Origin of the sequence: Chitinilyticum aquatile DSM 21506 (assembly GCF_000430805.1) — a bacterium.
GTDB lineage: Bacteria > Pseudomonadota > Gammaproteobacteria > Burkholderiales > Chitinibacteraceae > Chitinilyticum > Chitinilyticum aquatile.
In genome coordinates this window covers 1-13,387 of the sequence record NZ_AUMS01000007.1, presented here as the reverse complement: position 1 = coordinate 13,387, position 13,387 = coordinate 1, and the positions used below count along the sequence as shown (strand labels likewise).

The 13,387-nt window shown below is 60.5% G+C and carries 12 protein-coding genes; 6 read left to right on the top strand and 6 right to left on the bottom strand.

The window, feature by feature from the left end; translation table 11 throughout:
* Positions 1 to 26 precede the first annotated feature (26 nt).
* The 3 genes from fliW to tilS all read left to right on the top strand — a co-directional run bounded on the left by fliW (position 27) and on the right by tilS (position 2,986).
* A complete protein-coding gene (fliW, locus tag H559_RS0105140; protein ID WP_028451810.1) occupies positions 27 to 443 on the top strand; it encodes a flagellar assembly protein FliW in 417 nt (138 codons plus the stop codon).
* A 208-nt stretch (positions 444 to 651) separates the two neighbouring features.
* The gene (locus tag H559_RS0105135) at positions 652 to 1,620 is read left to right on the top strand and encodes an acetyl-CoA carboxylase carboxyltransferase subunit alpha (RefSeq protein ID WP_028451809.1); all 969 of its coding nucleotides are present in this window, start codon (positions 652 to 654) and stop codon (positions 1,618 to 1,620) included.
* Positions 1,589 to 2,986, top strand: coding sequence for a tRNA lysidine(34) synthetase TilS (tilS, locus tag H559_RS0105130; RefSeq protein WP_051278960.1), 1,398 nt, complete (start codon positions 1,589 to 1,591; stop codon positions 2,984 to 2,986). Before H559_RS0105135 ends, tilS begins: the two co-directional genes overlap by 32 nt.
* Before the next feature lie 17 nt (positions 2,987 to 3,003).
* On the opposite strand, the gene H559_RS0105125 is transcribed toward tilS, so the two are convergent.
* Complete coding sequence (locus tag H559_RS0105125) at positions 3,004 to 3,240, bottom strand: DUF1653 domain-containing protein (protein WP_028451807.1); 237 nt, start codon at positions 3,238 to 3,240, stop codon at positions 3,004 to 3,006.
* A 109-nt stretch (positions 3,241 to 3,349) separates the two neighbouring features.
* Positions 3,350 to 5,977, bottom strand: a complete 2,628-nt coding sequence (alaS, locus tag H559_RS0105120; protein ID WP_028451806.1) for an alanine--tRNA ligase — start codon at positions 5,975 to 5,977, stop codon at positions 3,350 to 3,352.
* 400 nt (positions 5,978 to 6,377) lie between these two features.
* Here alaS and H559_RS19055 point away from each other — a divergent pair, with 400 nt between their 5' ends.
* Positions 6,378 to 6,599, top strand: coding sequence for a bacterioferritin-associated ferredoxin (locus H559_RS19055; RefSeq protein WP_034639932.1), 222 nt, complete (start codon positions 6,378 to 6,380; stop codon positions 6,597 to 6,599).
* Between the two features lie 83 nt (positions 6,600 to 6,682).
* Here H559_RS19055 and bfr (H559_RS0105110) read toward each other — a convergent pair whose 3' ends face one another.
* The 3 genes from bfr (H559_RS0105110) to pepN all read right to left on the bottom strand — a co-directional run bounded on the left by bfr (H559_RS0105110) (position 6,683) and on the right by pepN (position 10,413).
* Entirely contained in the window at positions 6,683 to 7,153 is a 471-nt protein-coding gene (bfr, locus tag H559_RS0105110; RefSeq protein WP_028451805.1) for a bacterioferritin, read from the bottom strand.
* Between the two features lie 17 nt (positions 7,154 to 7,170).
* Positions 7,171 to 7,641 carry a bacterioferritin gene (bfr, locus tag H559_RS0105105; RefSeq protein WP_028451804.1) on the bottom strand — a complete coding sequence of 157 codons (471 nt, stop codon included), beginning with the start codon at positions 7,639 to 7,641 and terminating at the stop codon, positions 7,171 to 7,173.
* 123 nt (positions 7,642 to 7,764) lie between these two features.
* The gene (pepN, locus tag H559_RS0105100; protein WP_028451803.1) at positions 7,765 to 10,413 is read right to left on the bottom strand and encodes an aminopeptidase N; all 2,649 of its coding nucleotides are present in this window, start codon (positions 10,411 to 10,413) and stop codon (positions 7,765 to 7,767) included.
* A 241-nt stretch (positions 10,414 to 10,654) separates the two neighbouring features.
* On the opposite strand from pepN, the gene H559_RS0105095 reads away from it, so the two are divergent.
* Together H559_RS0105095 and H559_RS0105090 are read left to right on the top strand one after the other, a co-directional pair.
* Positions 10,655 to 12,343: a nitrite/sulfite reductase gene (locus H559_RS0105095; RefSeq protein WP_028451802.1), complete on the top strand. Its 1,689-nt coding sequence runs from the start codon at positions 10,655 to 10,657 to the stop codon at positions 12,341 to 12,343.
* Positions 12,340 to 12,837, top strand: a complete 498-nt coding sequence (locus tag H559_RS0105090) for a DUF934 domain-containing protein (RefSeq protein ID WP_028451801.1) — start codon at positions 12,340 to 12,342, stop codon at positions 12,835 to 12,837. The genes H559_RS0105095 and H559_RS0105090 overlap by 4 nt, the downstream gene beginning before the upstream one ends.
* Positions 12,838 to 13,069: 232 nt before the next feature.
* Here H559_RS0105090 and H559_RS0105085 read toward each other — a convergent pair.
* On the bottom strand, positions 13,070 to 13,387 hold a 318-nt coding region (locus H559_RS0105085; RefSeq protein ID WP_028451800.1), incomplete at its 5' end, for an integrase core domain-containing protein.

Below are 13,387 nucleotides of genomic sequence, written 5' to 3'. Positions count from 1 at the left end.
CCGACAGTCCTTTTCCGGAGTATTCCATGCAGCAGTTCAAGACCCCGTTCGGCAATATCGAGATTGATCCCGATACCATCATCGAATTTCCGCAAGGCCTGCCCGGCTTTGAGGATTGTCACCGTTTCAAGCTGCTGCACGAAGAAGCCGCCAATCCGACTGTGCACTGGCTGCAGTCGCTCGATCAGGCCGATGTCAGCTTTAGCATTGTCGAAGCGAGCCGGCTGGGTCTGAGCTACCAGGTGAAACTCGATGACGATGAATGCGCACTGATCGATCTGCAAAGTGCCGATGAGGCGCTGCTGCTGCTGATTCTGGCGCGGGATGACGCTTCGGAAAAAATCAAGGCGCTCACCCAGGCTCCGCTGGTGCTGAACCTGCGTGCGCGCAAGGCATTGCAGAAGGTTGGCCTGCGGGCCAATATCGTGTTCAGCAACGACTGAGCGCATGCCCGGCCAAGCGCAAGTGGCCGGCAGAATGACCACCAGAGCCCGGCTGCATGCCGGGCTTTCTGCCGCCGGTAGAGCCTGCGTTTATCGCGGATGGCGGCTGCAGGATGGTGTAGTGCGTCGCCTTACGGTATCATGGCGGGATTTTGCGTCTGCCAGGAATGGCGGATTGGGCAGCTTGCGCCTTGGAGATTAGCCAGCTATGAAAACCACCTTTCTCGACTTCGAGCAGCCGATTGCCGAGCTGGAAAACAAGATCGAGGAACTGCGCTTTGTGCAGGACGATTCCGCCGTCGACATTTCGGTAGAAATTTCGCATCTGGAAAAGAAAAGCCAGGAACTGACCAAAACCATCTACGGCAAACTCACGCCGTGGCAGATTTCCCAGGTGGCGCGCCATCCGCAGCGCCCCTACACACTGGATTACATCGCCGGCATCTTCACCGATTTCGAAGAGCTGCATGGCGACCGTGCCTTTGCCGATGACACTGCCATCGTGGGGGGCGTTGCCCGCTTCAATGGTCAGTCGGTCATGGTGATCGGCCATCAGAAGGGCCGCGACACCAAGGAGAGGCAGTACCGCAATTTCGGCATGCCGCGTCCCGAGGGCTACCGCAAGGCGCTGCGCCTGATGAAGCTGGCCGAGAAATTCAATCTGCCTATCATCACTTTCATTGACACGCCGGGAGCCTATCCGGGCATCGGCGCCGAAGAGCGCGGGCAGTCCGAGGCCATTGGCCGCAATCTCTATGAGATGACCAAGCTGCGCGTGCCGGTAATCTGCACCGTGATCGGCGAGGGGGGCTCGGGTGGTGCGCTGGCCATTGCCGTGGGCGACGTCGTGCAGATGCTGCAATACTCGACTTACTCGGTCATCTCGCCCGAAGGCTGCGCGTCGATTCTCTGGAAGACGGCCGAGCGCGCTGCGGATGCTGCCGATGCGCTGGGGATTACCGCCAGCCGCCTCAAGACGCTGGGCCTGATCGACAAGGTCATCAACGAGCCGGTCGGTGGTGCGCACCGCAATCCGGTGCAGATGATGGCCACCATGAAGAAGGCAATTGCCGATGCATTGCGTGCCCAGCAGGAAAAGTCCATCGACGAACTGCTGGAAACCCGCTTCGACCGCCTGATGGATTATGGCCAGTTCAAGGAAGAAGCCATCGCCTGACGGTCTGGCCGGGCTGCTCGCCTGCTGGCTGAGTCGCCATCTGCCTGACCTGGCACAGCAAGTGCAAGGCCGCCCCGTCCACCTCTGCGTGGCACTCTCGGGCGGCCTTGATTCCATTGTGCTGCTGGATTTGCTCGCCCGCCTGCGGACCAGTACGCAGCCCGCTTTCAACCTTTCCGCCCTGCATGTTCACCATGGCCTGCAGCCCTGTGCTGACGATTGGGGGCTGTTCGTGCAGCAGCAATGCGCCAGCCGTAACGTCGCCTGTGCCGTCATGCGCGTGCAGGTGGCGCAGGATGCCGGCAAGGGCATTGAAGCAGCCGCCCGCAACGCGCGCTATGCCGCCTTTGCCTGCCATGCTGCCTCGGCTGGCGTGGATGCCTTTGTGCTCGCCCAGCATCGCAGTGACCAGGCCGAAACCGTGCTGCACCATCTGCTGCGCGGCAACGGGCTGGCGGGGCTTGCTGCCATGCCGGCTGTCCGTACACTGCCCGGCTCATCCGCCATGCTTTGGCGCCCCCTGCTGACCGAGTCGCGCGCAACGCTGGTGGCCTGGGCAGAAAAACAGGGCCTGGAATGGGTCGACGATCCGAGCAATGCCGATCAGCGCTACACGCGCAATGCCATCCGGCACGCCATCCTGCCGGTGCTGGCGGGCCATTTTCCGGCCGCCGAGGCGACTCTCGCCCGCGTTGCTGCCCATGCCGGCGAAGCGTCGGCGCTGCTGGCCGATCTGGCTGCCACAGACATGATTCCCGCCGTGCAGGATGGCTGGTACGAGCCTGCGCAACTGGCGTCCTTGCCGGAGCGCCGCCAGCGCAATGCCCTGCGCCACTGGCTGCGACAGCAGGGCATGGTCTGCGAGGCGGATGCCTTTGAAAATCTGTGGGTATCTCTTGCTGGCCTCGATAGTGAAAGCGCTCTGGAGTTATCGGTGGGCGGGTATGTATTGCGCAGTTATCGCCGCCGCCTTTGCGTGACACCGGCCAGCCTGTCCACCGGTTCCAGCTATGTGCTGGCCGGAGTGGATAACGCAGTTGCCGCCGCCATGGCGAGGGAACATGGCTGGTCACTCGGCATCGTCTGGCAGTGGCGACGTGGCGGGCTGCCTGCGGAAACACTGGCTGGCGGCATGCGGGTGCGTTTGCGCCGGGCTGGCGAACATCTGCGCAGCAACGGCATGGGCCGCGATTTCAAGAAACTCTGCCAGCAGGCTGGCGTTCCTGCCTGGCAGCGTGCGCTGCTGCCCAGTCTTGAAATTGACGGCCGGCTGGCTGCGATTGTCGGTGTCGGTGTGGATGACATGTTTGCGGCTGCAAATGGCTGGTGGCCCGGATTGGTCTGGGTGTCTGCTGGCGAAGGCTGAAACTGGCTTGAGCCGGGCTAGTTCTCGCCAATTCGGGAGAAGCGCGGCACGCTCTGGCCGTCGACGGTCACCGTTTCCAGGAACATGGCATATGGACGTACCCAGAGGGCACCTTCACCGTACAGCGGGCGGTATACCACCAGCCATTCGAGCGTCTCGCTATGGCGTGCAAGGTCGATCACCTCATATTCATTCCCCTTGTAATGGCGGTAGCGCCCTGGCGTGAGGGGTGGGCGGGGAAGGAGTGATTCCATGGGTATGTTCCTGTGGCCTAATTGAATAATTGGTCTTGGCGTAATGGGTGTTGGCGTATAAAAAACGGCCACCGCTGCGGGTGGCCGTTTTGCCGCGTTGCTGGCGGGTTTACAGCTTGCCTTCCAGCCAGGTGGCAGCGGCTTTGAGGGCTTCGCTGATCTTGCCGGTTTCCGTGCCGCCAGCCTGCGCCATGTCCGGGCGACCGCCGCCCTTGCCGCCGACGATCTGTGCGGCGACATTGACCAGTTCGCCGGCCTTCACCTTGCCAGTCAGGTCTTTCGACACGCGCGCGATCAGGCTGACCTTGCCGTCGCAAGCAGAGGCAAGCAGTGCCACGCCGCTTTCCATGCGGTCCATCAGCTTGTCGCTCATCTCGCGCAGCGTGCCGGCGTCAACGCCTTCCACATTGCTGCCCACGCATTTCACGCCGTTGATGGTGCGCATGCCGACGCCAATCAGGTTGTCGAGTTGCGAGAACGCCATTTGGCCCTTCAGTGCATTCACTTCTTTCTGCGCAGCCTTGAGTTCGGCCTGCAGGCGTTCCAGCTTGCTGACCAGCTCGCCGGCTTGGGCACCTGCGACGCCGGTTGCAGTCTTCAGTTCGTTGTCGAGTGCCTGCACAAAGGCCAGCGCGCCTTCTCCGGTCATGGCCTCAATGCGGCGGATGCCGGCAGCAACGCCACCTTCCGCGACGATCTTGAAGAAGCCGATGTCACCGGTGCGGTGCACGTGTGTACCGCCGCACAGCTCGGTCGAGAAGTCGCCCATCTTCAGCACGCGCACTTCGTCGCCGTATTTCTCACCAAACAGCGCCATCGCACCGGCCTTGATCGCATCGTCGTAGCTCATCAGGCCGACTTCGACGCCGTAGTTCTGCATGATCACGTGGTTGACCACGGCTTCGATTTTCGCGATTTCTTCCGGGCTGACGGCTTTCGGGTGGCTGAAGTCGAAGCGGGTGCGTTCCGCAGTCACCAGCGAGCCTTTCTGCTCGACGTGCGTGCCCAGCACTTCGCGCAGCGCAGCGTGCAAGAGGTGGGTGGCGCTGTGGTTGCGTTCAGTCGAACGGCGGGCGTGCAGGTTGATGGTGGCGGTGATCTCATCGCCCACCTTCAGGCTGCCGCGTGCCAGCTTGCCCTGATGGCCGAACACATCGGCCTTGATCTTTTGCGTATCAAGCACGTCGAACAGCGCATTCAGGCCGCCGGCGGTGAAAATCTCGCCGCTGTCGCCTGCCTGGCCGCCGGATTCGGCGTAGAAAGGCGTGTGGTCGAGCACGACCACGCCTTCGTCGCCTTCATTGAGTTGCGATACCTGCTCGCTGCCCTTGTAGAGCGCAATCACCTTGGCATCGCGGCTGGTCAGCTCGTAGCCGTGGAAGCAGGAGGCGTCGCCCTCGTAGGCCAGACCCGCGCTCATCTTGAAGCTGCCGGCGGCCTTTGACTGCTGGCGCTGGGCTTCGAGTGCGGCTTCGAACACGGCAATGTCAACGGTCACATTGCGCTCGCGGCACACGTCGGCAGTCAGGTCGATCGGGAAGCCATAGGTGTCGTGCAGCTTGAAGGCCACTTCGCCGTCGAGGATGTGGCGGCCACCACCAAGTACGGTGTCCAGCAGGTTCATGCCGTTTTCCAGCGTGCGGCCGAAGACTTCTTCTTCCTGGCGCAGTGCGTCTTCGATCACAGCCTGTTTCTGGCGCAGTTCCGGATAGGCATCGCCCATCACCTCCGCCAGCGGTGCAACCAGCTTGTGGAAGAAATAGCCCTTCTGGCCGAGCTTGTAGCCATGACGAACCGCGCGGCGGATGATCCGGCGCAGCACATAGCCGCGACCATCGTTGGACGGCATCGCGCCATCGGCAATCAGGAAGGAGCAGGAACGGATGTGATCCGCGATCACGCGCAGCGACGGGCTGTCGGCATCCGCTGCGCCGGTTTCACGCTGTGCCGCTTTCAGCAGGTGCTGGAACAGGTCGATTTCGTAGTTGGCGTGCACGCCCTGCATGATGGCGGAAATGCGCTCCAGACCCATGCCGGTATCGACCGAGGGCTTGGGTAGCGGATGCAGTACGCCGGCTTCGTCGCGGTTGAACTGCATGAACACGTTGTTCCAGATCTCGATAAAGCGGTCGCCGTCTTCATCCGGGCTGCCCGGAGGGCCGCCGGCGATGTGGTCGCCGTGATCGTAGAAAATCTCGGTACACGGGCCGCAGGGGCCGGTGTCGCCCATCTGCCAGAAGTTGTCCGAAGCCCCCGGACCCTTGTTGTCGCCGATGCGAACGATCTTGTCTGCCGGTACGCCGACTTCCTTGTTCCAGATTTCGAAGGCTTCGTCGTCCGTCGCGTAGACGGTGACCATCAGTTTTTCCTTCGGAATGGCCAGCCACTGGGGCGAGGTCAGGAATTCCCAGGCGTAGAGGATGGCATCGCGCTTGAAGTAGTCGCCAAAGCTGAAGTTACCAAGCATTTCGAAGAAGGTGTGGTGGCGCGCGGTGTAGCCGACGTTTTCCAGATCGTTGTGCTTGCCGCCGGCGCGGACGCATTTCTGCGAGGTGGTCGCGCGGGTATAGGGGCGCTTGTCGAAGCCGAGAAACACGTCCTTGAACTGGTTCATGCCCGCATTGGTGAACAGCAGTGTCGGGTCGTTGTGCGGAATCAGGCTGCTGGAGCCGACAATCTGATGGCCCTTGGTGGCGAAGAACTCAAGGAATTTGGAACGAATCTCGGCTGCTTTCATGGCTAGCGGACCTGAATGGAAAAGAGAACAAAGGCCGTGATTTTACGGGAAATCAGCGCAGTGGCGATAGCGCTTTTGCCTGCAGCGTGCGGCCTGATGCCGCACCGGGCGGATGCTGATGGTGGCAGCGGCGCCTTGCTCTGGCCGTACCAGCGCTGGCTAGTACGGTCTGCACTGCGGGGCGGGGTGGCTAGCGTCCTGCCTGCAGAGGATGTTTATGACGGTAAAAATTGCGTTTTAACGGGTATATGATTGTATCCATTTATTTTAAATGGTTGCCTGACCATACGTGCATGCGTATTTGTATTGTGGCGGGCAGGACTGATTAACGGTAAATGAGAATGCTTGCCAACTACATTGTTTTTGTGAACAATGAGACGTGTTATCAATAGGGGGCGCCATGTACGTCTGCATCTGCAACAGTGTGACCGATAAACAGATCCATCAGGCCGTTGCCGGCGGGGTCGAGTCATTCCTTGAGCTGCAGTTCGAAACCGGCGTGGCCACCTGCTGCGGCAAATGCGAAAGCTGTGCGAAGGACGTGATGAGCGACGCACTCTGTACAAAGAGCAGCAGCATTGCCTGGTTTCCCAACCCGGGGCTGGCCTTGCAGGCGGCGTGAGCGGCGGGATTTTGCCAACAAAAAACGGGAAGCGTGGCTTCCCGTTTTTTGTTGTCCGGCCGAAGCAGGATGAGCCCGGAAGCTCAGCTCATTTGCGATTGCAGGTAGTTTTGCAGGCCGACATGCTTGATGAGGTGCAATTGCTGTTCCAGCCAGTGTGCGTGGTCGACTTCGGTGTCGTCCAGCAGCTGGGTCAGCATGTCGCGGGTGATGTAGTCCTGCTCGGTCTCACACAGGGCGATCACCGCTTTCAGCGCGTGAGCGACATCGTATTCGGTGTCGAGATCGTTCTTCAGCATGGCCTCTACGTCAGTACCGATGCGCAGCGCCGTGCGGGCGGCCACATTCGGTGTACCTTCCAGAAACAGGATGCGCTCGATCAGCTTCGTGGCGTGGCCAAGTTCGTCGTCGCGCTCGTGATGGATGCGCTCGTAGAGTTTTTGAAAGCCCCAGTTGCGGTACATCTCGCTGTGCACGAAATACTGGTCGACCGAGGTCAGCTCGGCAGCCAGAAGGCCGTTGAGTGCGTCGATGACGGATTGTTTGCCTTGCATGGTGTTCTCCTTGTGCCTCATTCGCCCATCTGCGACTGCAGATAATTGGCGAGACCGACATCCTTGATCAGGGTCTGCTGGGTTTCCAGCCAGTCGAGGAATTCTTCTTCGTCTTCCAGCATTTCGGTCAGTTCTTCGCGGCTGACGTAATCCTGCTCGGTTTCACACACGGCAATGGCCTCGCGCAGCGCGGCGATGTGCCCGGTGACGAGCCGCTGGTCACAGGCCAGCATTTCCTGCGGGTTTTCGCCGATCAGCAGCTTGCCCAGCTGCTGCAGGTTCGGCAGTCCTTCCAGAAACAGGATGCGCTCGATCAGCTTGTCGGCACGTTTCATGGCATCGATGGACTCGCGGTAGTCCTTGTCGTTCAGGCCCTTGTAGCCCCAGTTCTTGTACATGCGGGCATGCAGGAAATACTGGTTGATGGCGGTCAGCTCGTTGCCGAGCACGGTGTTGAGCTGTGTCAGCACCTTCTTGTCACCTTGCATGGCGGTTCTCCTGGTGATGTGGTTGGAGCAGTCTGTGCTGCTTGCTGCGTAACAGTGTATGCCCGCGTGGCGGGAATACAACCTTGTTTTGATTGCTGTTTTTCGTATTGATAAGCGTTCTTTCTATGCGGCCAGTGCCTTGCTGATGATCTCGTTCGTATCGCCCGACAAATCCGGGTGTGCGGCGATGCGTTCCAGCTCGGTGCGCATCAGTACGCGGCGGTGCGTGTCCACCTTGGTCCAGCGGTTGAAGCAGGTCGCCAGCCGTGCGGCGATTTGCGGGTTGATGGCATCGAGTTCGATGATGCGGTCTGCCGCAAAGGCGTAGCCGTAACCGTCGGCGGCATGGAAGTGCGCCGGGTTCTGCAGGCAGAAGGCATTGATTAGCGAGCGCACCTTGTTCGGGTTTCTGATCGAGAACGCCGGATGGCCGAGCAGGGTCTGCACGCGGGTTAGCGTCCCCGGGCGGCGGCTGGTTGCCTGCAGCGCAAACCATTTGTCCATCACCAGCGCGTCCGCAGCCCAGGTGCCGGCGAAATCGGCCAGCTGGGCTTCGCCGCCATCACGGTTGACCAGTGCCCGCAGAGCAGCCAGTCGGTCGGTCATGTTGTCGGCCTTGCGGTATTGCTGGGCGAGCAGCTCGCCGATCATCGATTCGTCCAGCTCGGCCAGATAGTCGAGGCAGATGTTCTTCAGGCTGCGGCGTGCCACCTGCTCGCCGCTGTAGTGATAGGGCTGGCCGTCGTTGAGTTGCTGGTAGCGCAGCCAGAGCTGCGGGCGCAGCGAGCGGGCCAGCTGCTGGCGCACGCTCTGGCAAGTTTGCGCGAGTTTCACCGGGTCGACATCATCGAGCTGCTCCAGCAGGTAGTTTTCGCGTGGCAGGTCCAGCATCAGTGCGACCAGCGCCGGATCAAGCGCCGTGTTTTCGAGCAGCGCGCGGAAGGCTTCGCAGAACTGTTCCGGCACCACGACCTTTTCGCCGCGCAGCACGGCAGCATACTGCTGGCACAGGAGGCGAACCGCATAGCTGTTGGCTGCTTCCCAGCGGGCGAAGGCATCGTCGTCGTGCGCCATCAGGAAGACGAGCTCATCGTCGCTGTAGGGGTAGGCGAGCGTCACCGGTGCGGAGAAATCGCGCAGCAGCGATGGCACCGGATGGCAGGGCAGGTTGACGAAGGTAAAGCGGTGCTCCGCTTCACGCAGCTCAAGCACGCGATGGTGTGCGCCTGCCGCGCCGTCAGTGGCGCAGCTTTCATCGGCCAGGTGCAGCGGCAAAGTCTGGCCACGGCGATCGATCAGTGCAACGGCCAGCGGAATGTGCATGGGCAACTTCTCGGCCTGGCCAGGTGTGGGCGGCACGCTCTGGCGCACGGTCAGCGTGAAACGCTGTGCGGCGTCGTCCCAGTGGCTGGCGATGTCCAGATGCGGCGTGCCGGCCTGGCTGTACCACAGGGCAAACTGATCCAGATCGGCGTGGTTGGCATCTGCCATGGCAGCACGGAAATCGTCGCAAGTCACCGCCTGGCCATCGTGGCGCTTGAAATACAGATCCATGCCGCGGCGGAAGCCTTCGCGGCCGAGCAGCGTGGCGTACATGCGTACCACCTCGCTGCCTTTTTCGTAGACCGTCCAGGTATAGAAGTTGTTGATTTCCTGGTATTCGTCCGGTCGCACCGGATGCGCCTGCGGGCCGGCATCTTCCGCGAACTGATACTCGCGCAAGGCGCGCACGTTCTGGATGCGCTGCACTGCACGCGAGCCGATATCGCTGGAAAATTCCTGGTCGCGGTAAACGGTGAGGCCCTCTTTCAGCGAGAGCTGGAACCAGTCGCGACACGTCACGCGGTTTCCCGTCCAGTTGTGGAAGTACTCGTGCGCCACAACCGAGTCGATGCCGTCGAAGTCGGCATCGGTGGCCGTGTCGGGCCTGGCCAGCACGTACTTGGTATTGAAGATGTTCAGGCCCTTGTTTTCCATCGCCCCCATATTGAAGTCGCTGGTCGCCACGATCATGTAGGTATCGAGATCGTATTCAAGGCCGAAACGCTCCTCGTCCCACTGCATGGCCTTTTTCGCGGCGGCGACCGCGTGCGCGCACTTGTCCAGGTTGCCCGGCTCGACGTACACCTCGATGGCCACCGAGCGCCCGGAGCCGGTGACGTGCGTGTCGCATTGAGCGACCAGCTTGCCGGCGACCAGCGCGAACAGATAACTGGGCTTGCGGAACGGGTCGACCCATTTCACCCAGTGGCGACCACGGTCCATCTGCCCGCTGCCGACGCGGTTACCGTTCGAGAGCAGTACCGGATATTTCTGCTTGTCGGCAATCAGCGTGGTGGTGAATTTCGCCATCACGTCGGGGCGATCGAGGTAATAGCTGATGCGGCGGAAGCCCTCGGCTTCGCACTGGGTAAACAGGTTGCCGTTCGAGGCGTACAGCCCGGAAAGCGCGGTATTGCTGGCCGGATTGATGCGGGTGACGATTTCCAGAATTGCCTCATCAGGCATGTCCGGGATGGTCAGTGTTGCATCGTCGCGCTGGTAGGCACTGGCAGGCAGCGGAGCGCCGTCGAGCTTGATGCTCTCCAGCTGCAAGGCCTCGCCGGCAAGAATAAGTGGGGTATTGCTCTGCAGCCCTTTGTTCTTCTTGATGACCAGTCTGCTACTTACCCGGGTATCAGTTTCATCCAGCTCGAAGGTCAGATCGACGCGATCAATCAGAAAGGCGGGGGCGGTGTAGTCGAGGCGGTGGATGGCTTGGTGTGCGGTCATGTCCGGATAAGCTGGCAATAAGCAAAATGGCCGTAGCTTAACCTCTGTATCGGGATGTAACAATCGGTGATTGTTGCATTGCTTGCTGTGGCGCAAAACGGCAGTCGGCAAGATGCGCTGTCATATAGCTTTTTTAGAACGTCTTAGACACAAATATTCGTTTTGCCTATATGCAAACCTAGGTATAGTTCCTAACTTGCCAAAGGCACCGCCCCTTATACCCAGACAGAGCGCAGATCAGATGTACATCTACGACGAATACGACCAGAAAATCGTGGACCAGCGCGTAGCGCAATACCGCGACCAGACCCGCCGCTACCTCGCCGGTGAGCTTACCGACGACGAATTCCGCCCGCTGCGCCTGCAGAATGGCCTCTACATCCAGCGCCATGCGCCGATGTTCCGTGTCGCCATTCCCTACGGCAACCTGCGCAGCGATCAGGTGCGCAAGCTTGCCGAACTGTCGCGCAAATACGACCACAGCTATGTGCATTTCACCACTCGGCAGAACGTGCAGTTCAACTGGCCGGCGCTGGAAAACGTGCCCGAGATGCTGGCCGAGCTCGCTTCTGTCCAGATGCACGCCATCCAGACTTCCGGAAACTGCATCCGCAATACCACGTCCGACCAGTTCGCCGGTGTGGCGTATGACGAAATCGTCGATCCGCGACCGTGGTGCGAAATCATCCGCCAGTGGTCGACCTTCCATCCCGAATTCGCTCACCTGCCGCGCAAGTTCAAGATCGCTGTCAATGGCGCGAAGGAAGACCGCGCTGCCGTGCTGGTGCATGACATCGGCATCAATGTGAAGCTGAACGCTGAAGGCCAGGTCGGCTTTGAAATCTATGTCGGCGGTGGCCTGGGCCGCACGCCGATGATCGGCGACCTGATCAAGCCCTGGCTGGAGCCCGCGCACCTGCTGACTTATCTGGATTCGGTGCTGCGTGTCTACAACCGCTATGGTCGTCGCGACAACAAGTACAAGGCGCGCATCAAGATTCTGGTGAAAGCGATGACGCCGGAAGTGTTCGCCGCCAAGGTTGACCAGGAATGGGCGTTCCTGAAAAACGGCCCGCAAACGCTGACTGACGAAGAAATCGCGCGCAATCACCGTTTCTTCACCGCGCCGGCGTATGAAAGCCTGCCAGGCGATGATCCGTCCTTCCTCGCCGCACTCGAAGCCAACCCGGCCTTCTCGCGCTGGGTGGATCGCAATGTGTTCGCGCACAAGGTGCCGGGCTACGCTGCCGTGACACTGAGCCTGAAGCAGCATGGCGTGCCGCCGGGCGATGCTACAGATGTCCAGCTCGATGCCGTGGCTGATCTGGCCGACCGTTTCAGCTTCGGCGAGGTGCGCGTGTCGCACGGCCAGAATCTGATTCTGGCCGACGTCAAGGAAAGCGATCTCTTCGCGCTGTGGGAAGAAGCCAAGCGCATCGGCTTTGCCACGCCGAATATCGGCCTTCTGACCGACCTGATCTGCTGCCCGGGCGGCGATTTCTGTTCGCTCGCCAACGCCAAATCGCTGCCGGTGGCCAAGTCCGTGCAGGAGCGCTTTGACGACCTCGATTTCCTGTTCGACCTCGGTGAAATCGACATCAACATCTCGGGCTGTATCAACGCCTGTGGTCACCACCACATCGGCCACATCGGCATTCTGGGGGTGGACAAGAACAACGCCGAGTTCTACCAGATCACGCTGGGCGGCCGCCAGGGCGTCGATGCGCAGATCGGCAAGGTGATCGGGCCATCCTTCGCACAGGAAGAAATGGCCGATGTAATGAGCAAGATCATCCAGGTCTTCGTCGACAACCGCGAAGGCGACGAGCGCTTTATTGATACTTTCGACCGTATCGGCGTTGATCCCTTCAAGAACAAGGTGTACGAAGGCAGACCTGCCGGCCGCGCCAAGAAGGAGGTGGAAGCATGAGCCGCATCATCGTAGACAAACAGATCGTCGACTGCGACGCCCCCATCCTGCGCGTCGGTGAAGACGGCAGCTTCCCCACTGTGCCGGCTGCGGGCCTTGTATTCGTATCGCTGCCGCAGTATCTGGCGCAAAAAAGCGAGCTTGCCGCCCGTGGCGACGTTGGCGTGTGGTTCGCACCGGCTGACGAGCCCGAGCAGCTTGGCGCGGACGCCGCGCAGCTTGCCTTCATTGCCGTCGAATTCCCGGCCTTCACCGATGGCCGCGGCTTTTCGATCGGGCGGCTCTTGCGCGAGCGTTACGGCTTCACCGGCCAGCTGCGCGCCTTTGGTGACGTGTTCAAAGACACGCTGAATTACCTCGCCCGCTGCGGCTTCAATGCCTTTGTCGTGCGTGCGGACAAGGATATCGACGATGCGGTCAAGGGCATTGACGACTTCACCGAGTTCTATCAGAGCGCGGTCGGCCAGCCGCAACCGCTGTTCCGCCGTCGCTGATAAGAGGGTATTGCTCTGTAGCCTTTTGAATGAAAGGGCTTTGGCTTAATACTCTTTCCATATAAACAACGCCCGTCCTTGCGACGGGCGTTGTTCTTCTGTCTGCGGTCCGCTGCGCCGGGTGTGAGGTAGCAGTGATTGCACCTGTCTATTTCGCATCAGCAGCCGGTCTTCCGGCAAGCTCGTCCGGCGGGCTGAGGTTACCCGCACTTTCCGGCTACCAAGGTAGCGGTTATGCGGCCAGTTTTTCTCGTTCCAGCCAGGCTGCGTAATGGGTTGCCGGTGATTCGTAATTCAGCGACGAATGCCGGCGCTTGCGATTGTAAAACACCTCGATGTAATCAAAGAGGTCTGCCTTGGCTGTCGCCCGCGTCGCGTAGCGTCGGTGGAATACCCGCTCGTTCTTCAGGCTGTTGAAGAAGCTCTCCATCGGCGCGTTGTCCCAGCAGTTGCCCTTGCGACTCATCGACACCGTCATGCCATAGTTACGCAGCAGTTGCTGGTAATCGTGGCTGCAGTACTGGCTGCCCCGATCCGAATGGTGCAGCAC

Bases quoted from the DNA above. Each gene is read 5' to 3' on its own strand.
- tilS (WP_051278960.1), top strand. From the start codon at position 1,589: ATGGCCAGTTCAAGGAAGAAGCCATCGCCTGACGGTCTGGCCGGGCTG.
- pepN (WP_028451803.1), bottom strand. From the start codon at position 10,413: ATGACCGCACACCAAGCCATCCACCGCCTCGACTACACCGCCCCCGCC.
- fliW (WP_028451810.1), top strand. From the start codon at position 27: ATGCAGCAGTTCAAGACCCCGTTCGGCAATATCGAGATTGATCCCGAT.
- H559_RS0105135 (WP_028451809.1), top strand. From the start codon at position 652: ATGAAAACCACCTTTCTCGACTTCGAGCAGCCGATTGCCGAGCTGGAA.
- alaS (WP_028451806.1), bottom strand. From the start codon at position 5,977: ATGAAAGCAGCCGAGATTCGTTCCAAATTCCTTGAGTTCTTCGCCACC.
- H559_RS0105090 (WP_028451801.1), top strand. From the start codon at position 12,340: ATGAGCCGCATCATCGTAGACAAACAGATCGTCGACTGCGACGCCCCC.
- H559_RS0105095 (WP_028451802.1), top strand. From the start codon at position 10,655: ATGTACATCTACGACGAATACGACCAGAAAATCGTGGACCAGCGCGTA.
- bfr (WP_028451805.1), bottom strand. From the start codon at position 7,153: ATGCAAGGCAAACAATCCGTCATCGACGCACTCAACGGCCTTCTGGCT.
- bfr (WP_028451804.1), bottom strand. From the start codon at position 7,641: ATGCAAGGTGACAAGAAGGTGCTGACACAGCTCAACACCGTGCTCGGC.
- H559_RS19055 (WP_034639932.1), top strand. From the start codon at position 6,378: ATGTACGTCTGCATCTGCAACAGTGTGACCGATAAACAGATCCATCAG.
- H559_RS0105125 (WP_028451807.1), bottom strand. From the start codon at position 3,240: ATGGAATCACTCCTTCCCCGCCCACCCCTCACGCCAGGGCGCTACCGC.